Genomic DNA, 17,065 nt, shown 5'->3' on the forward strand with positions numbered 1-17,065 from the left:
CGTCACGCTCCAGAAACCGTTTTCCGCACGATGTCGACGATGACCACCAGGAGACGACATGACCACGACGCTCGCGACCGAGCACCGCGCACGCACCGCGACCCCGGTCCTCCCGACCACCCACGCGCACCTCGCGTTCCGCCCGTTGCCGTCCGGCGACGCCCGGATCACCGGCGGCTTCTGGGCACTCCGGCAGGAGCGGAACGGTGCCGACGCGATCCGCGACGGGTACCGCCAGCTCGAGGCGGCCGGGAACTTCCGGAACCTCCGCATCGCCGCGGGGACGGAGTCCGGCGACGTCGTCGGCCCGATCTTCATGGACTCGGACGTCTACAAGTGGCTCGAGGCGGTGGCGTGGGAGCTCGGTCGAGCCCCGGCCGAGGACCTCCGAGCCCTGCAGCAGGAGGTCACCGCGCTCGTCGCAGCGGCGCAGGCGGACGACGGCTACATCGACTCCGTCCAGCAGGTCCGCTTCGCCGGCGCCCGCTACACGGACCTCAAGTGGAGCCACGAGATGTACTGCGCCGGGCACCTCATGCAGGCGGCGGTCGCACAGTCCCGCGCGACCGGCGACACCGCACTGCTCGACGTCGCGACGAAGAACGCCGACCACCTGGTGCGGACGTTCGGCGACGGGGACGGTCAAGCACGCGACATCGACGGCCACCCCGTCGTCGAGATGGGGCTCGTCGAGCTGTACCGCGAGACCGGCACCCGCGCCTACCTGGACCTGGCGCACTGGTTCGTCGACGCCCGCGGGCACGGCATCATCGAACGAGCAGGCGGCGAGCCGACGTACTTCTCCGACCGCGTCCCGAGCCGGACGGCCACCACGGTGGAGGGGCACGCCGTCCGCGCCGTGTACCTGGCCGCCGGCGCCGTGGACGTCGCGATCGAGACCGGCGACGCCGAGCTCCTCGCCGCGAGCGAGGGCCAGTTCGCGGACATGATGGCGACGAAGGCGTTCATCACGGGCGGGCTCGGTGCCCGGTGGGACTGGGAGGCGTTCGGCGACCCGTACGAGCTCCCCACCGACCGTGGCTACGCCGAGACCTGCGCCGCGATCGGCGGGATCCAGTGGGCATGGCGGCTGCTCCTCGCGACCGGCAAGCCCGAGTACGCGGACGCCGTCGAGCGCCTGCTGTACAACGCGTTCCTGCCCGGTGTGAGCCTCGCGGGCACCGAGTACTTCTACGTCAACCCGCTCCAGCACCGGGACCACGCGCACGCGGACGAGAACCGCTCCCCCGCGCACGGCCGCCGCGGCTGGTTCGACTGCGCATGCTGCCCGCCGAACATCATGCGGACGTTCGCGAGCCTCGACGGGTACCTGGCGACCGCGACCGACGGCGGCCTGCAGGTGCACCAGTACGCGACCGCCGACCTCGGCCCCGTCACGATCGAGACCGGGTACCCGCACGACGGAGCCGTCCGTGTGACCGTGACCGAGGACGGCCCGCTCGCCCTCGGCCTGCGGATCCCGGCGTGGTCCGACACGACGACGGTCACGATGGACGGCGAGACGCAGCACCCGGAGCCCGGGATCCTGCACACGATCGAGCGCGAGTGGCACGCCGGCGACACCGTCGAGATCACCTTCGACACGACCCCGCACCGCTTCGTCGCCGACGCGCGCATCGATGCGGCACGCGGACAGGTCGCGATCGAACGCGGCCCGCTCGTCTACGCGGTCGAGCAGCCCGACCAGGACGGCTTCACCGTCGACGACCTGACGGTCGACGCCGACGCGGCCATCACCGAGGAACGTCGCGACGACCTCCTCGACGGGATCGTCACGCTCCGCGTCCCGGCGCACGCGCCGGCGGAGCACGCGCAGCCGGCCTGGCCGTACCGCCGTCTCGCCACCGCGGGCCGCACGGGAGGCCCGGGTGACGCCCGCACCGCGACCAGCGTCGGCGACGCGACGGTTGACGGCGGGGCCGACCCCGGCCTCCCGTCCGACGCGTCCGACGCGTCCGTGACGGCCGTCGCCATCCCGTACTACGCCTGGGCCAACCGCGGCGCCGTCCCGATGCGGGTGTGGCTCCCGCTGAGCGCACGGTGACGTCGTGGACCGCAGAGGGTTCCTCGTCGGCGGCCTCGCCGGCGGGGCCGCACTCGCCCTGGCGGGGTGCTCCGGCACCCTGCCCAAGGTCGACGCGCAGGTCGCCGGCTTCGGCCAGAAGGCGACGGGCACCGTCCACGTCTGGTGCCGTGCCGCGACCCAGGCCGGCCTGACCAGCGCGGTCGCCGGCTTCAACAAGAGCCACCCGGACCTGCAGGTCGAACTGACCCCGGTGCCGGACGGCCAGTACGTGACGAAGCTCGCGACCGCCATCCGCGGCGGCGAGCCGCCGGACGTGGTCGACCTCGACGACATCAACTCGCAGCTGTTCATCTTCCGCGAGGCGTTCGCGGACCTGACCGACGTCGTCAAGGGGCTCGACTACTACGACGAGCTCTCGACCGGGCACCTCCGCCTGCTGGAGTACCGCGACCGGCTCTACGGACTGCCGTACCTGGCGGACAACTCGCAGCTGTTCGTGAACACCGAGCTGTTCGACCGCGCCGGGCTCGACGTGGCGGAGTCCACGAAGGACCTCGCCACCCTGCTCGACGCGGCGAAGCGCCTGCGGAAGCTCGGCGACGACGTCTACGGGTGGACGATCTCCGGCAACGCCGCCGGGATCATCGGGTTCGTCACGCAGCCGCACGTCTGGGCCACCGGCGTCGACATGATGTCCGGCGAGGTCGGGAAGCAGCAGGCGAACATCACGGGCAACACCGCCCTCGAACAGATGCTCGAGTTCTACCGACAGCTCTGGAAGGACGGCGTGCTCAGCCGCGCGACGTACTCCGACGCGGGGACGACGTGGGGCGCTGACTTCCGGGCGGGCAAGGTCGGGATCATGCCGACCTCGTACGGCGCGGCCGTACCAGCGGCGACGAAGGCGATGCGCGCGAAGATGCAGACGGTGCTCATCCCGAGCGCTGACGGCCGGCGGTCGTTCTTCGACGGCGGCGACAACATGTGCATCCCGAACGGTGCCGCGAACCCGTCGGGCGGGTGGGCGTTCATGCAGTACGCGAACTCGCTCGAGCAGCAGCAGCTCCTGCCGAACGGCGGGTACTTCCCCACCAGGGCCGACGCCGCGACGCCCGCGTACCGGAAGCAGTTCCCGCTGGCGTACGGCCCGCTGGACGCCATCGACAAGGGCTACGCACCGCAGACCCTCGCCTACAACCTGCTCAACAACCAGCCGTCGTCGCCGTACTTCGCGATGTTCCGCGAGGCCGTCTTCGGCGCCGGGGTCTCGGCTGCGATGCGGACCGCGCAGTCCGACTACCAACGCATCCTCGACCAGGTCCAGGCCTGACCGCCCCTTCTCCGTCCTGCTCCGCCCCGTCCTGCTCCGCTCCGTCCTGCTCCGCTCTGCACAGTGAGGTGCATGCCATGTCGACCATCTCCGCTCGGCGTTCGTCCGTCGGACGACGCCCGCTCGGCCGGGACCGTGCCCCGTCCCGGAACTCGCTCACCCACCCGCCACGCACGGGCGCGCTGCTCGTCACGCCGGCGATCGCGTTCGTCGCCGTGTTCGTGCTGGCACCGCTGCTCTTCGCGCTCTACATCTCGTTCACGAACTGGCCGCTGATCGGGCCGTACCGGTTCATCGGGCTACAGAACTACGCGACGCTGTTCCAGGACCCGACCTTCGTGCACGCGATCGGCTACACGCTGCTGTACACGGCGATCGTCACCGTGCCGATCCTGGTGCTCGGGTACTTCCTCGCGGTGCTCGTCCGCGCACGGCGACGCGGCTCGACGGTCCTCCGGACGGTGTTCTTCCTGCCCTACGTCGTCGGGCTGACGACCCTGAGCTTCATGCTCGTGCTCGAAGCGCAGCCGACCTCGGGCGCCGTCAACATGGTCCTGCGCTGGCTGCACATCACCGACGGCACGACCGCCTGGCTGGTGAACGGCCCGCTCGCGACGGCGCTCATCTGCGTGCTCGTCGTCTGGGCGGTCTCCGGCCTGACGATGGTGCTGCTGATGTCGGCGATGCAGGGCGTCCCCGACGAGGTCTACGAGTCCGCGCAGCTCGAGGGCGCGTCGTGGTGGCAGACCGAACGGATGATCACCTTCCCGATGATCCGGCCGACGGTCGCGCTGAGCGTGATCATCTCGGTCATCGGATCGCTGCTCGCGTTCAACCAGTTCTACATCCTGACGCAGGGCGGCCCCGGTACCGAGACCACCACCATCGTCAACGCCATCTACAACCGCGGGTTCGTGAACCTGCAGCTCGGCGCCGCGACCGCGGAGTCGATCGCACTGGTGGTCGTCATCGCCGCCGTCACGCTGTTCCAGTTCTGGGCACTCCGAGAGAAGGACTGACGCCATGAGCACCACGACCACCCGTGCAGCCGCTCCCGGTCCCGACCTGTCGACCCGGACGCTGACGACGGACCCCGGCGGACGTCGTCGACACCACCAGGGCAGCGTGCAGCACCCCCGCGACACCGCGGTGAAGCGCACGCTCTACGCCATCGCGGGCGTCGGCTCCGCGCTGGTGTTCGGCGTCCCGCTCATCTGGTCGATCCTCCGGGCGTTCCAGTCCGAGGCCGTGATCACCTCGGCGCCCGACCCCGCGACGTTCTTCCGACTCGGTTGGGAGAACTTCGCGGCAGTGTTCGGGTCGTCGTCGCACCTGTTGACCGGCCTGATGAACTCGGTGATCGTGTCCGTGTGCACGGCCGTGCTGACCGCCGTGCTCGCGACGATGGCCGGCTACGGGTTCGCACGCTTCCGGTTCCGGGGCTCCGGCCTGGTGTTCGGACTGGTGCTGCTGACGATGATGGTGCCGTTCCAGGCCATCCTGACGCCGCTGTACCTCGAGATGAACGCGATGGGGCTGACGAACTCGTTGCTCGGGCTCGTGCTGTTCTACACGACGGTGAACCTGCCGTTCGGGGTGTTCGTGATGCGCAACGCGTTCGAGTCGATCCCGCCCGACCTCGAGGACTCGGCGTTCGTCGACGGGGCGTCCCGCTTCCGGGTCGTCGTGTCGGTGCTCCGTCCGCTGCTCCTGCCCGGTGCGGCGACCGCGGCGCTCTACGCGTTCCTGGCGTCGTGGACGGAGTTCCTCGGTGCGCTGACGTTCCTCACGAAGGACTCGCTCTACACGCTGCCCGTCGCGCTGCTGAACCTGCAGACGGGTGCGTACGGGCAGGTGTCGTACGGCAACCTCGTGGCGGGGTCGGTCGTTGCGATGATCCCGTGCATCGCGCTCTACGTCGGCCTGCAGCGGTTCTACGTCGCCGGCCTGTCGTCGGGAGCGCTCAAGGGCTGAGCACGCGCCGCGGCGCCGGGCCGCGCAGCGCTGCCCAGGGCCGCTCAGGCGCTCCGACGCACCACGAGCGACGGCTGGAGCAGGATCTCGTCGAGCGGCTCACCCTCCACCAGGGACCTGACGGTCGCCAGCACCTGCTCCCCCATCGCCCGGAAGTCCTGCCGCACGGTGGTCAGCGGCGGCGTGAAGTGCGCCGCCTCCGGGATGTCGTCGAAGCCCACGACGGCGATGTCGTCCGGCACGCGGAGCCCGTCGTCGGCGAACGCGTGCAGGACCCCGAGCGCCATCTGGTCGTTCCCGCAGAACACCGCGTCGACGGCCGTCGTGTCGAGGGAGCGCGCGGCCGCGAACCCGCTCGCCGGGGTCCAGTCGCCGTCGAGGACGACCGGCTCGAGACCGGCGGACTCCATCAGCCGCACGTAGGTCGCGCGGCGCACCTGGGCTTCTTGCGAGACGGTCGGTCCGGTGATGTGCACGATGCGCCGGTGGCCGCGGTCGAACAGGTGCTGCATCGCCATCGAGGCACCGGCGACCTGGTCGATCGCGACCGCGGCGACGGCTGCCGTCAGGGGGCCGACCGTCGGCGCGTCCCGCTGCACGGCGTTCGAGACGACGACCGGCACGGGGACCGGGACGGCCAGCGACGCGAGGGCGTCGAGCACCCGGTTGTCGGCGGCGACGAGCACGATCGCCGCGACGTCCTGCGCCAGGAGCGTCGCGAGCGCTCCCGAGAGGTCGGACGGACGTGGGTCCTCCGGCAGGGTCGAGAGCAGCACGTGGTACCCGGCGTGCCGGGCCGCGCGCTCGAAGCCGATCGCGGTGCTCGACGGTCCGTAGAGCGCATCGCCCGCCGTCACCAGTCCGAGGGCCTTGCTGCGCCCGCCGGCGAGCGCCCGGGCAGCAGCACGCGGGCGGTACCCGAGCTCAGCGATCGCCGTGGTCACACGGGACCGGAAGCCGTCGCGGACGGTCGGATCACCGTTGATCACCCGGGAGACGGTCTGGTGTGAGACCCCTGCGCGCTCGGCGACGTCGAAGATCGTCGGGGCCTTGCGCCCCTTGCCGCTCGCGGCCGTGGTGGTCGTCACCCGGACACCGTACCGCGCAGGGTGGCGATCACGACCACATCGCGAATCGGTCACGAAGAGTTGACAGGGCGGTACACAACGCCCAGTATGTGAGCGCTCACTCAGAGCAGACACCGGCAGTGCAGCCGTGTGGCACACCGAGCGCGTCGAGGACGACGCGAGAGGAACAAGAGGTACTTCGATGATGAAGCGCAGGATCGTCGCGGGCGTCGCAGCCCTCGGCATCGCCATCGCCCTGGCCGGTTGCTCGGCCGGCGGACGCGCCTCCACCGACAGCGGGGGCAGCAGCAGCGACAACAAGGGCGCCCTCGTCGGCGTCGCCATGCCGACCAAGGTCTCCGAGCGCTGGATCAAGGACGGGAACGCCGTCAAGGCCGACCTGGAGAAGGCCGGCTACAAGGTCGACCTGGAGTACGCGGACAACAAGATCCCGCAGCAGGTCCAGCAGGTCAGCAACATGATCACGAAGGGCGCGAAGGTCCTCATCGTCGCGTCCATCGACGGCGGGTCGCTCTCCGACCAGCTCGACGCCGCCGCGAAGGCCGGCATCAAGGTGATCTCCTACGACCGCCTGCTCACCGGCAACAAGAACGTCGACTACTGCGTGTCGTTCGACAACGAGAAGGTCGGTGTCGACCAGGCGAACTCGCTGCTGACCGGCCTCGGTCTCCTCGACGCCGACGGCAAGAAGACCGGCGAGAAGGGTCCGTTCAACATCGAGGTCTTCGCCGGCTCGCCCGACGACAACAACGCCACGTTCTTCTTCAACGGCGCGATGAAGACCCTCAAGCCGTACCTCGACGACGGCACGCTGAAGATCGGCTCCGGCCAGGACGGCTTCACGCAGGCCGCCACGCTGCAGTGGGACCCGGCGACCGCCAAGGCCCGCATGCAGAACCTCATCGCGAAGTCGTACTCGGGCGGCACCACGCTGAACGGCGTGCTCTCCCCGTACGACGGCATGTCGATCGGCATCATCTCGGCGCTCCAGGGTGCCGGCTATGGCACGTCCGACCGTCCGCTCCCGACCATCACCGGTCAGGACGCCGAGCAGGCGTCGGTGAAGTCGATCATCGCCGGCCAGCAGTACTCGACGATCTACAAGGACACCCGCCAGCTCGCCGAGAAGTCGGCGTCGATGGCCGAGGACCTGCTCTCCGGCAAGAAGCCGAAGGTCAACGACACGACGACGTACGACAACAAGGTGAAGGTCGTCCCGACCTTCCTCTTCCAGCCGACCGTGGTGACCAAGGAGAACTACCAGAAGGTCCTCGTGGACTCGGGGTACTACACCGAAGCCGACCTCAAGTAGGTCGCGACCATCTGACGGACAGGAGGCGCGGTGCCAGCCCGCACCGTGCCTCCCGTCCGTCTCCACTCGCGCGCACCGCGCGCACTACGGAAGGCGGTCGACGTGACGGACACCATCCTCGAGATGCGTGACATCACCAAGACGTTCCCCGGCGTCAAGGCCCTGCAGGGGGTCTCGATCGAGGTCGAGCGCGGCCAGGTCCACGCGATCTGCGGCGAGAACGGCGCCGGCAAGTCCACGCTCATGAAGGTCCTGTCCGGGGTCTACCCCGCAGGCACGTTCGAGGGCGAGATCCTGCTCGACGGGTCCCCCGTGTCGTTCTCGAGCATCAACGACTCCGAGGCGTCGGGCGTCGTGATCATCCACCAGGAACTCGCGCTCAGCCCGTTCCTGTCGATCGCGGAGAACATCTTCCTCGGCAACGAGCGGTCGTCCGGCGGCTTCATCGACTGGAACAAGACGAACCTCGAGGCCGCCGCACTCCTGGAGCGCGTCGGGCTGAAGGACAACCCGGTCACGAAGATCGTCGACATCGGCGTCGGCAAGCAGCAGCTCGTCGAGATCGCGAAGGCGCTCTCGAAGCGGGTGAAGCTGCTCATCCTCGACGAGCCGACCGCGGCGCTGAACGACGACGACTCCGCGCACCTGCTCGACCTCATCCGGTCACTGCAGGCCGAGGGCATGACGGCGATCATCATCAGCCACAAGCTCAACGAGATCAAGGCGATCGCGGACAAGGTCACGATCATCCGCGACGGACAGACGATCGAGACGCTCGACATGCACGGGGGCGAGGTCTCCGAGGACCGGATCATCCGGGGCATGGTCGGACGCGACCTGTCGAACCGCTACCCGGAGCACGAGTCGAACGTCGGCGAGGAGCTCCTGCGGATCGAGGACTGGACCGTCCACCACCCGCTCGACGCGTCCCGCGAGATCATCCACCAGGCGAGCCTCAACGTCCGCGAGGGCGAGATCGTCGGCATCGCCGGACTCATGGGCGCCGGGCGGACCGAGCTCGCGATGAGCGTGTTCGGGCACTCGTACGGCATCGGGATCAGCGGCACCGTGTACAAGCGCGGCGAACCGATCAAGACCCACACGGTGTCGCAGGCGATCGACCACGGCATCGCCTACGCGACCGAGGACCGGAAGCGCTACGGCCTGAACCTGCTCGACGACATCAAGCGGAACATCTCCGGGTCCGCGCTCGGCAAGCTCGCCGAGTGGGGCTTCGTGAACGGCTCGCAGGAGACCACGGTCGCCCGGCAGTTCCTGAAGAACATGAACATCAAGGCGCCGAACGTCAACGTCGTCACGGGCAAGCTCTCCGGGGGGAACCAGCAGAAGGTCGTCCTGTCGAAGTGGATGTACGCCGACCCGGACGTGCTCATCCTCGACGAGCCGACCCGTGGCATCGACGTCGGCGCGAAGTACGAGATCTACACGATCATCAACGCGCTCGCGGACCAGGGGAAGGGGATCATCGTCATCTCCTCCGAGCTCCCGGAGCTGCTCGGCATCTGCGACCGCATCTACACGCTCTCCGAGGGCACCATCACGGCCGACGTCCCCCGCGCGGAGGCGACGCCCGAGGTCCTCATGCAGTACATGACCCAGGAACGGGAGACCCCTGTCAATGAACGCGCTTAAGTCCGCCGCCGGCTACCTCACCGGGCAGCTCCGACAGATCGGCCTGTTCATCGCGCTGATCGTCATCGTCATCTTCTTCCAGGTGACGACGGGCGGGATCACCCTCGCCCCGATCAACGTCTCGAACCTGATCGTCCAGAACAGCTACATCCTGATCCTCGCGATCGGCATGGTGATGGTCATCATCGCCGGCCACATCGACCTGTCCGTCGGGTCCGTCGTCGCCTTCACCGGGGCGATGGCCGGCGTGATGATCACGCAGTGGCACGTGCCGTGGCCGGTCGCGGTCGTGCTCTGCCTGGTCATCGGCGCCCTCGTCGGCGCGTGGCAGGGCTTCTGGATCGCCTACTTCGGGATCCCCGCGTTCATCGTCACGCTCGCGGGCATGCTCGCCTTCCGTGGGGCCGCGCAGATCGCCCTGCAGAACCAGCAGATCTCGCCGTTCCCCGAGGGCTTCCGCTCGCTCGGCTCCGGCTTCCTGCCGGCGTTCGGCAGCTCCGGCTACGAGCCGCTGACGATGATCCTCGGCATCGTCGCCGCCGCGGTCCTCGTCCTCACGGCGTTCCGCGGTCGGGCGACACGTCGCAAGTACCAGCTCGAGGACGAGCCGTTCGCCTGGTTCCTGACGAAGCTCGTGTTCACCGTCGCGCTCGTCATGTACGTCGCGCTGCTGCTCGCGAGCTACAACGGCACCCCGATCGTGCTCGTCATCCTCGGCGTGCTCGTCGTCGTGTACTCGCTCGTGATGCGGAGCGCGGTGTTCGGCCGGCACATCTACGCGATCGGCGGCAACGCACTGGCCGCGCAGCTGTCCGGCGTGAAGACGAAGCGCGTGACGTTCCTGCTGTTCGTCAACATGGGCGTGATCTCGGCGCTCGCGGGCGTCGTGTTCACGGGGCAGCTCAACCTGGCGTCGCCGAGCGCCGGCAACGGCTTCGAGCTCGACGCCATCGCCGCGGTGTTCATCGGTGGCGCAGCGGTCACGGGCGGCATCGGCACGGTGCCCGGCGCCATCGTCGGTGGTCTCATCATCGGGATCCTGAACAACGGCATGTCGATCCTCGGCGTCGGGACGGAGTTCCAGTCGCTCATCAAGGGCCTGGTGCTGCTCGCCGCCGTCGCGTTCGACGTGTTCAACAAGCGCCGGGCGGCGTCCGCGCGCAAGTAGCCGCCGTTCCCCCTTCCGCGAAAGCGACAGATTCCCGCTGGACATCCGCGGGGATCTGTCGCTTTCGCGGTTCGGTGTGAGGGTCAGGCGCGGGTCAGGACGGCCCAGCCGGCGGACGGGAGGCGCACGGTCCCGTCCGCCACGGCACCGCCGCCCGCCTCCACCCGCGTCGCGTCGGCGACGGGCAGCTCGACGGGGTCGTCCGACAGGTTCAGGGCGGTCACCACCGCGGCGTCCGCGGTCGCCGTGCGGAGCACGAGGGCCGTGTTCGTCAGGTGCACCACGTCGGTGTGCGCTCGGTGCAGCCACGGGTTCCGCCGGCGGAGCGCGACGAGGGCCTCGTACGTGCGCGTCGTCGCGTCCGGCTCCGGCGGTGCGTCGGGGAACTCCGGGCGGACGGCGTCGTCACCGCCCACGCGCTCCTCCTTCACTCCGGTCCACCCGTACTCGTCGCCCGCCCAGACGATCGGCGTGCCCGCGACCGTGAACAGGACTGCAGCGGCGTGCCCCACGAACCGGTCCCCCACGGCGCTCGCGATGCGCGTGACGTCGTGGTTGCCGACGAAGGTGGTCGGGACGAAGGTCACGAGGAGTGCGTCGTGTCGTTCGAGCGCGTGCGCCAACTCGTGGCAGTTCCGGTCGGCGATGCCGTGCCAGATGCCCTGCCAGAGTTCGTACTGCGTGGTGGAGTCCATCGTCGACGCGCGGACGATCGCCGCCGCGTCGCCGTGGATGACCTCGCCGCTGAACCACGCGTCCGGGAAGCGATCGCGCACGCGCGGCAGGACCCGTGCCCAGAACTCCGGGGGGACCGCGTACGCCGCGTCGAGCCGCCACCCGTCGATCCCGCGTCCGAGCCAGTGCGTCATCACCTCGACGACGAGGTCCTCGGTCTCGCGACTGCCGTGGTCGAGTGCGACGAGGATGTCGTGCCCCTCGAAGAGCCCCACCGGCACCGGGTCGCCGGGGTTCCAGCCGGTCCAGTCGATCCCGAACAGCGCTGCCGACTCCGCAGCGGGGCCGTCCACCTCGATCGCGCGGAAGGCGGGGTGGTCCCGTCCCACGTGGTTGAACACGCCGTCGAGCAGGACCCGGATCCCGCGCTCGTGTGCCGCGGACACGAGCCGGTCGAAGTCGTCGTCGTCCCCGAGTCTCGGGTCGATCCGGAAGTGGTCCACGGTGTCGTAGCCGTGCGTCGAGCTCTGGAACACCGGGCCGAGCAGCAGCCCGTTCAGCCCGAGGCCGACCACGTGGTCGAGCCATCCGGTGACGCGGTCGAGACGGTGGTGCACGGGGCGGTCGGCCACGGCGGTCTCCGGCCGGACGTCCGCTCCGACGAAGCCGAGCGGGTAGACGTGCCACCACATGACGTGCGCGACCCAGTCCGGCTCGGGCGGGAGAGAAGGGACGGCGTCGGTGCTCACCGCCTCGATCGTGCCAGCCGGACCTGTGCTGTGGACGGGATCGGGCACGGGGACTTGGATGGCGGTCATGGGACGAGCGATCAGGACCGCGGCGGACGCCGATCGGGTGGAGGCCGCACAGACGGAGAAGACCTGCGCCGCGTGCGGCCGTCGGATGCCCTCGTCCGCGGCGCCCGAGGCGAAGTGGTGCTCGGCTGCCTGCCGGAAACACGGCGTCGATGCGACCGACCGCGCACTCGAGCAACGCATCGATGAGCTGCTCGCCGCTCGTGCCAGGACGTCGAGCATCTGCCCGTCCGAGGTGGCACGCTCGCTCGACCCGGACGACTGGCGCGACCTGATGGAACCGGCACGTCGGGCGGCTCGTCGCATGGTCGCCCGGGGCGAGGTCGAGATCACCCAGGGCGGGACCGTCGTGGATCCGTCGACGGCGAAGGGGCCGATCCGGATCCGTCGTCCACGGTGAGGGAACACCGACAGGCCGACAGGTGTTGGCAACGATGATGACTTCCGTCGAGACCACACCGTCCACCGACCACCGCCGCGCCCTCGTCGTGGGGGCGAGCGGCATCACCGGCTCCGCCCTCGTCGCGCAGCTCACCCGCGACGGGTGGGACGTCGCCGCCCTCTCGCGCCGTGCCGGCACACGCGATGGGGTCCGCGGTGTCGCCGCCGACCTCCGTGACGCGGATGCCCTGCGCGCCGCGCTCGCAGACGAGCGTCCGACGCACGTGTTCTTCACCGCGTGGCAGCGGCAGGCGACCGAGGCGGAGAACATCGCCGTGAACGGCGGCATGGTCCGCGACCTGCTCGCGGCGCTCGACCACGCCCCGCTCGAACACGTCGCCCTGGTCACCGGGCTCAAGCACTACCTCGGCCCGTTCGAGGCCTACGCCGCCGGTGAGATGCCCGACACCCCCTTCCACGAGGAGGAGCCGCGGCTCGACACCCCGAACTTCTACTACGCGCAAGAGGACGAACTGTTCGCGGCTGCCGAGCGCCAGGGCTTCACCTGGTCCGTGCACCGTTCGCACACCGTCATCGGCCACGCGGTCGGCAACGCGATGAACATGGGGCTCACGCTGGCGGTCCAGGCGACCATCGCGAAGGAGCTCGACCTCGACTTCGTGTTCCCCGGCAGCGAGGCGCAGTGGAACGGCCTCACCGACATGACCGACGCCGGCGTCCTCGCCGAGCAGATGGTCTGGGCGTCGACGGATCCCGCTGGTGCCGACGAGGCGTTCAACATCGTCAACGGCGACGTCTTCCGGTGGCGGTGGATGTGGCCGCGACTCGCGGAACACCTCGGGGTGGACCCGGCGCGGGTCGTCGGCTACGAGGACGCGCCGCGACCGCTCGAAGAGCAGATGGCGCCGTACGAGTCGTCGTGGTCGGGCATCGCCGAGCGGCACGGCCTCGTGGAGTCCGACATCTCTCGACTCGCCTCGTGGTGGCACACAGACGCCGACCTCGGCCGCGCGATGGAGGTCGTCACCGACATGGGCAAGAGCCGCGAGGCCGGGTTCACCGCCTACCGCCGCACCGAGCGGGCGTTCGCGGACCTCTTCGCCCGGTACCGCGCCGAGCGCCTGATCCCCTGACGGCCCGCGGGACCCGACCCGCGTCAGAACGCGTACCGGATCCGGCACGACGGCAGGTGCTCGGCGACGAGTTCGCGGAAGCGCTCCACGAGTTGCGCCTTCGTGCCGGACCGGTAACGGACGTTCACGGCACCGTTCTGCGACACCTTGGACTCCTGCAGGTCCGGGCGCCACAGGATCTCCTCGCCCTTGGGGTGCCACCCGAGGTTGACCTCGTGGAGCTGCTCGTTGTGGGTCAGGAAGATCACCTCTGCCGCCAGCTGCGCCTTGGCACGCGGGGAGAGGACGTCGTCGACCTCGCGCAGGAGGGCGGCCCAGTCCTGCTCCCACGTCGGGGTGACGATGACCGGGGAGAAGTTGAGGTGGACCTCGTACCCGGCCTCGACGAATGCGTCGACCGCGCGGATCCGTTCGGCCACCGGCGACGTGCGGATGTCGACGAGCTTCGCGGTGTCGTGCGGCATCAGCGAGAACCGGATCCGGGTGCGCCCCATCGGGTCCCAGTCGAGCAGGTCGCGGTTCACGTACTTCGTCGCGAAGGACGCCTTCGCCGTCGGCGTCATCCGGAACAGGTCGCAGAGGTCCCGCACGTTGTCGCCGATCAAGGCGTCGACCGAGCAGTCGCTGTTCTCCCCGATGTCGTAGACCCACGCATCGGCGTCGCACTGGTTCGGCTCGGTCTTCGGCCCCTGCTTGTGGACGTGCCGCGCGACGTGCTTCGTGATCTGCTCGATGTTCGCGAACACGGTGACCGGGTTGCTGTAGCCCTTCCGCCGCGGGACGTAGCAGTACGAGCACGCCATCGCGCAGCCGTTCGCGGTCGACGGGGCGATGAAGTCCGCGGAGCGCCCGTTCGGACGGGTGACGAGCGACTTCTTCACGCCGAGCACGAGCGCCTCGGTCTTGATGCGCACCCAGCGCTGGACGTTGCGTTCGTCGCCGTGCACCTCGGGGATGTTCCAGTGCGAGGCCACCGGCACGATCTCGGCATCGGGCCACCGGCCGACGACCTCGACGCCGCGGGGTAGCTCGAGGGCAGCGGGCTCGGCGTAGATCCGTCGGACGTCGAGCAACGGGTGAGCACGGGAAGCGGTCATCGCACCCTGTCTACCGGAGACCCCCGACGGTGCAGACTCGCAGGCATGACCGAACCCGACGATCACTACTTCGTCGTCGACGGCCGACGATGGCGCCGGACGGACCCGGCGATCCCCGAGGACGTCGCGGCGGCGCTCCGTTCGCACCTGGGTCGTGGACGGAACGCCGTCAAGCAGGCCAAGCGGTCCGGTGACGACGACGCACTCGCGGCCGCCCGGCACCGGAACGGCATCGCCAAGCACGGCCTCGGTGAGCGCGGGCCGGAGTGGTGGGAGCGCCCGGAGGCCGACCGGATCGCGGACGCCCAGCGGGCCGTCACCGAGCTCGACGCGCTCGACCCGTGACGCGCGATCCTTCCCATCACACCCGCCCTGGAAAGCCGAAAGGCGCGTAGGGGGTCAGAAGAACCGACCTCCTACGCGCGAATCGACTCGCCACGCGGGATTCGACCTTCCGCGGGGAGCGCCGCGGGGAGGACACCGGGCAGCTCCCGCGGGCAGCGCCGCGGGGCCGGGCGGGCTCAGGCCTCGGTGTGGCCGAGGTGCGGCTCGACGAGCATGCAGACCGAGCGCGACGCGGCCGCGTGCAGCTCGAACACGACGACCTCGTTCCGGCCGGCACGCAGCACGGGTCCGGGCACGGCGAGCGTCTGCTGCGGGCCACGGGACCAGTACCGGCCGAGGCAGAACCCGTTCACCCATGCCACACCCTTCCGGAACCCGGGCAGCGACAGGTACCGGTCCCCCGCCTCGGCGAGGTCGAACGTCCCGAGCGCGAACACCGGCCCAGCGAGCACGCGCGGATCGTCCGTCGGCTCGCTTCCACGCAGCACCTCGATGGCGGCGTCCGGCATCGGGTCGAGCGCGAGCGGTGACGCCGTCCAGCGTTCCAGGAGGGCACCGTCGATGCGCACACCCCCGATCAGGCCCTTCGGCTCGCCGATGCGCGGCCCGTAGTCGACCCGGCCCTGGTCCTCGACGAGGAGCTCGAGCGTCCCCGAGCCCGGCGGCAGCGCGATGGCCCGGTCGTGGTGCTCGCGCTCCAGGACGCCGACGGGGCGACCGGCGACGCTGACGAGGACGCGGTCGCGCACCTCTTCGCCGACGGTGAGCACACCGCCGGCCGGCAGGTCGACCTCGGTCCGGTACAGCACGAAGCCCGAGGCGGCACCGAGTGCGTCGAACGTCGGAGGGGTGTCGTGCGTCGTCCACGACGCGAGGTGCGGCAGCAGCGTCCCGATGGCGGTGGACCGGTCGAGTCGGACGGCGACGTCCGTTGCGGGCGTGCGCCGCGCCTCCAGGCCGGACCCACCCGGCTGCATCGACTCCGGCAGCTCCGGGACGGGCGCGTGTCGCGCGATCACGGACCGGAAGGCGTGGAACTTCTCGGTCGGTCGTCCGGCCTCGTCGAGCGGGGCGTCGTAGTCGTAGGACGTCGCGATCGGCCGGTAGACGCCCTTGTCGTTGGCGCCGTTCGTGAAGCCGAAGTTCGTGCCGCCGTGGAACATGTAGATGTTCACCGAGCCGCCCGCGGCGAGGAGCACGTCGAGGTCCTCGGCGCTCGCGGCGGCTGAGGTCGTGTGGTGGTGCTCGCCCCAGCTGTCGAACCAGCCGTCCCAGAACTCGGAGCACATCAGCGGTCCGGTCGGCTGGGCCTGACGGAGCCGTTCCAGGCGCGACGCCGAGCGGGACCCGAACGAGCCGGTCTTGTGCAGCGAGGGCAGCGAGCCGTCCTCGAGCATGGTGCCCATCGGCTGGTCGACGCTCGTGAACGGGACGGTGAGCCCGATGTCGCGGTGCATCTGCTCGAGCTTCGTCAGGTAGACGGGGTCCGACCCGTACGCGCCGTACTCGTTCTCGACCTGCACGAGCACGATCGGCCCGCCGTGGTCGATCTGGCGCGGGACGAGCACGGGGGCGAGAGCCTCGAGGTAGTCCTGCACCGCCGCGAGGAACTGCGGCTCGTCACGGCGGACACCGACGGTGCCGTCCGTGAACAGCCAGTACGGCAGCCCGCCGTTCGTCCACTCGGCGCAGATGTAGGGCCCAGGCCGGACGATGGCGTGCATGCCCTCCGCGGCGACGAGGTCGAGGAACCGGCCGAGGTCGAGGCCGCCGGTCAGGTCGAAGACGCCCGGCGACGGTGCGTGCGCGTTCCAGGCGACGTAGGTCTCGATGGTGTTGAGGCCCATCAGCCTGGCCTTGTGGATCCGGTCCGCCCAGAGGTCTGGGTGCACGCGGAAGTAGTGGATCGCGCCGGAGAGGACCCGGTGCGGCTCGCCGTCGAGCAGGAAGTCGGTGTCGCCGATGGCGAAGCGCATGAGTGAAGTCTTTCAGACAGCGGGGTCGTGCGGAGCGTGTCCGCACGACC

At 69.9% G+C, this 17,065-nt stretch carries 14 protein-coding genes; 10 read left to right on the forward strand and 4 right to left on the reverse strand.

Translation table 11 applies throughout. The annotated features are described in order from the left end of the window. Positions 1-58 precede the first annotated feature (58 nt). From ACO0E1_RS00325 to ACO0E1_RS00340, 4 genes are all read left to right on the forward strand, one after another. Complete coding sequence (locus ACO0E1_RS00325) at positions 59-2,065, forward strand: glycoside hydrolase family 127 protein (protein ID WP_422872333.1); 2,007 nt, start codon at positions 59-61, stop codon at positions 2,063-2,065. 4 nt (positions 2,066-2,069) lie between these two features. Then, the gene (locus tag ACO0E1_RS00330; RefSeq protein WP_422872334.1) at positions 2,070-3,377 is read left to right on the forward strand and encodes an ABC transporter substrate-binding protein; all 1,308 of its coding nucleotides are present in this window, start codon (positions 2,070-2,072) and stop codon (positions 3,375-3,377) included. 77 nt (positions 3,378-3,454) lie between these two features. Further along, positions 3,455-4,396 (forward strand): carbohydrate ABC transporter permease, encoded by a 942-nt coding sequence (locus tag ACO0E1_RS00335; protein ID WP_422872335.1) that lies wholly within the window; start codon positions 3,455-3,457, stop codon positions 4,394-4,396. A gap of 4 nt (positions 4,397-4,400) precedes the next feature. Then, positions 4,401-5,351, forward strand: coding sequence for a carbohydrate ABC transporter permease (locus ACO0E1_RS00340; protein WP_422872336.1), 951 nt, complete (start codon positions 4,401-4,403; stop codon positions 5,349-5,351). 44 nt (positions 5,352-5,395) lie between these two features. On the opposite strand, the gene ACO0E1_RS00345 is transcribed toward ACO0E1_RS00340, so the two are convergent. After that, on the reverse strand, positions 5,396-6,439 hold the full coding sequence (locus ACO0E1_RS00345; protein ID WP_422872337.1) for a LacI family DNA-binding transcriptional regulator: 1,044 nt from the start codon (positions 6,437-6,439) through the stop codon (positions 5,396-5,398). A 181-nt stretch (positions 6,440-6,620) separates the two neighbouring features. Here ACO0E1_RS00345 and chvE point away from each other — a divergent pair, with 181 nt between their 5' ends. The 3 genes from chvE (at position 6,621) to mmsB (ending at position 10,572) form a co-directional block, all read left to right on the forward strand. Next, positions 6,621-7,751 (forward strand): multiple monosaccharide ABC transporter substrate-binding protein, encoded by a 1,131-nt coding sequence (gene chvE / locus ACO0E1_RS00350; RefSeq protein ID WP_422872338.1) that lies wholly within the window; start codon positions 6,621-6,623, stop codon positions 7,749-7,751. A gap of 123 nt (positions 7,752-7,874) precedes the next feature. Continuing rightward, positions 7,875-9,404 carry a multiple monosaccharide ABC transporter ATP-binding protein gene (mmsA, locus tag ACO0E1_RS00355; RefSeq protein WP_422872719.1) on the forward strand — a complete coding sequence of 510 codons (1,530 nt, stop codon included), beginning with the start codon at positions 7,875-7,877 and terminating at the stop codon, positions 9,402-9,404. Further along, entirely contained in the window at positions 9,391-10,572 is a 1,182-nt protein-coding gene (mmsB, locus tag ACO0E1_RS00360) for a multiple monosaccharide ABC transporter permease (protein WP_402729358.1), read from the forward strand. The genes mmsA and mmsB overlap by 14 nt, the downstream gene beginning before the upstream one ends. A gap of 83 nt (positions 10,573-10,655) precedes the next feature. Here the strand turns inward: mmsB and ACO0E1_RS00365 are convergent, their stop codons facing one another. After that, on the reverse strand, positions 10,656-11,939 hold the full coding sequence (locus ACO0E1_RS00365) for an alpha-amylase family glycosyl hydrolase (RefSeq protein WP_422872720.1): 1,284 nt from the start codon (positions 11,937-11,939) through the stop codon (positions 10,656-10,658). A 124-nt stretch (positions 11,940-12,063) separates the two neighbouring features. Between ACO0E1_RS00365 and ACO0E1_RS00370 the strand changes: the two genes are divergently transcribed. Together ACO0E1_RS00370 and ACO0E1_RS00375 are read left to right on the forward strand one after the other, a co-directional pair. After that, entirely contained in the window at positions 12,064-12,462 is a 399-nt protein-coding gene (locus tag ACO0E1_RS00370; RefSeq protein WP_422872339.1) for a DUF3253 domain-containing protein, read from the forward strand. Positions 12,463-12,499: 37 nt separating this feature from the next. Beyond that, positions 12,500-13,597: an SDR family oxidoreductase gene (locus ACO0E1_RS00375; protein WP_422872721.1), complete on the forward strand. Its 1,098-nt coding sequence runs from the start codon at positions 12,500-12,502 to the stop codon at positions 13,595-13,597. A gap of 23 nt (positions 13,598-13,620) precedes the next feature. Here ACO0E1_RS00375 and ACO0E1_RS00380 read toward each other — a convergent pair whose 3' ends face one another. After that, complete coding sequence (locus ACO0E1_RS00380; RefSeq protein ID WP_422872340.1) at positions 13,621-14,694, reverse strand: spore photoproduct lyase family protein; 1,074 nt, start codon at positions 14,692-14,694, stop codon at positions 13,621-13,623. Between the two features lie 45 nt (positions 14,695-14,739). Here ACO0E1_RS00380 and ACO0E1_RS00385 point away from each other — a divergent pair, with 45 nt between their 5' ends. Further along, a complete protein-coding gene (locus ACO0E1_RS00385) occupies positions 14,740-15,039 on the forward strand; it encodes a biopolymer transporter Tol (RefSeq protein ID WP_422872341.1) in 300 nt (99 codons plus the stop codon). A gap of 176 nt (positions 15,040-15,215) precedes the next feature. On the opposite strand, the gene ACO0E1_RS00390 is transcribed toward ACO0E1_RS00385, so the two are convergent. Further along, positions 15,216-17,015, reverse strand: a complete 1,800-nt coding sequence (locus ACO0E1_RS00390) for a glycoside hydrolase family 35 protein (protein ID WP_422872342.1) — start codon at positions 17,013-17,015, stop codon at positions 15,216-15,218. Between the last annotated feature and the right edge of the window lie 50 nt (positions 17,016-17,065).

This window comes from Curtobacterium guangdongense, from assembly GCF_049341845.1.
Lineage (GTDB): Bacteria > Actinomycetota > Actinomycetes > Actinomycetales > Microbacteriaceae > Curtobacterium > Curtobacterium guangdongense.

Bases quoted from the DNA above. Each gene is read 5' to 3' on its own strand.
- ACO0E1_RS00365 (WP_422872720.1), bottom strand. From the start codon at position 11,939: ATGTGGTGGCACGTCTACCCGCTCGGCTTCGTCGGAGCGGACGTCCGG.
- chvE (WP_422872338.1), top strand. From the start codon at position 6,621: ATGATGAAGCGCAGGATCGTCGCGGGCGTCGCAGCCCTCGGCATCGCC.
- ACO0E1_RS00385 (WP_422872341.1), top strand. From the start codon at position 14,740: ATGACCGAACCCGACGATCACTACTTCGTCGTCGACGGCCGACGATGG.
- mmsA (WP_422872719.1), top strand. From the start codon at position 7,875: ATGCGTGACATCACCAAGACGTTCCCCGGCGTCAAGGCCCTGCAGGGG.
- ACO0E1_RS00380 (WP_422872340.1), bottom strand. From the start codon at position 14,694: ATGACCGCTTCCCGTGCTCACCCGTTGCTCGACGTCCGACGGATCTAC.
- mmsB (WP_402729358.1), top strand. From the start codon at position 9,391: ATGAACGCGCTTAAGTCCGCCGCCGGCTACCTCACCGGGCAGCTCCGA.
- ACO0E1_RS00335 (WP_422872335.1), top strand. From the start codon at position 3,455: ATGTCGACCATCTCCGCTCGGCGTTCGTCCGTCGGACGACGCCCGCTC.
- ACO0E1_RS00370 (WP_422872339.1), top strand. From the start codon at position 12,064: ATGGGACGAGCGATCAGGACCGCGGCGGACGCCGATCGGGTGGAGGCC.
- ACO0E1_RS00375 (WP_422872721.1), top strand. From the start codon at position 12,500: ATGACTTCCGTCGAGACCACACCGTCCACCGACCACCGCCGCGCCCTC.
- ACO0E1_RS00390 (WP_422872342.1), bottom strand. From the start codon at position 17,015: ATGCGCTTCGCCATCGGCGACACCGACTTCCTGCTCGACGGCGAGCCG.
- ACO0E1_RS00325 (WP_422872333.1), top strand. From the start codon at position 59: ATGACCACGACGCTCGCGACCGAGCACCGCGCACGCACCGCGACCCCG.
- ACO0E1_RS00340 (WP_422872336.1), top strand. From the start codon at position 4,401: ATGAGCACCACGACCACCCGTGCAGCCGCTCCCGGTCCCGACCTGTCG.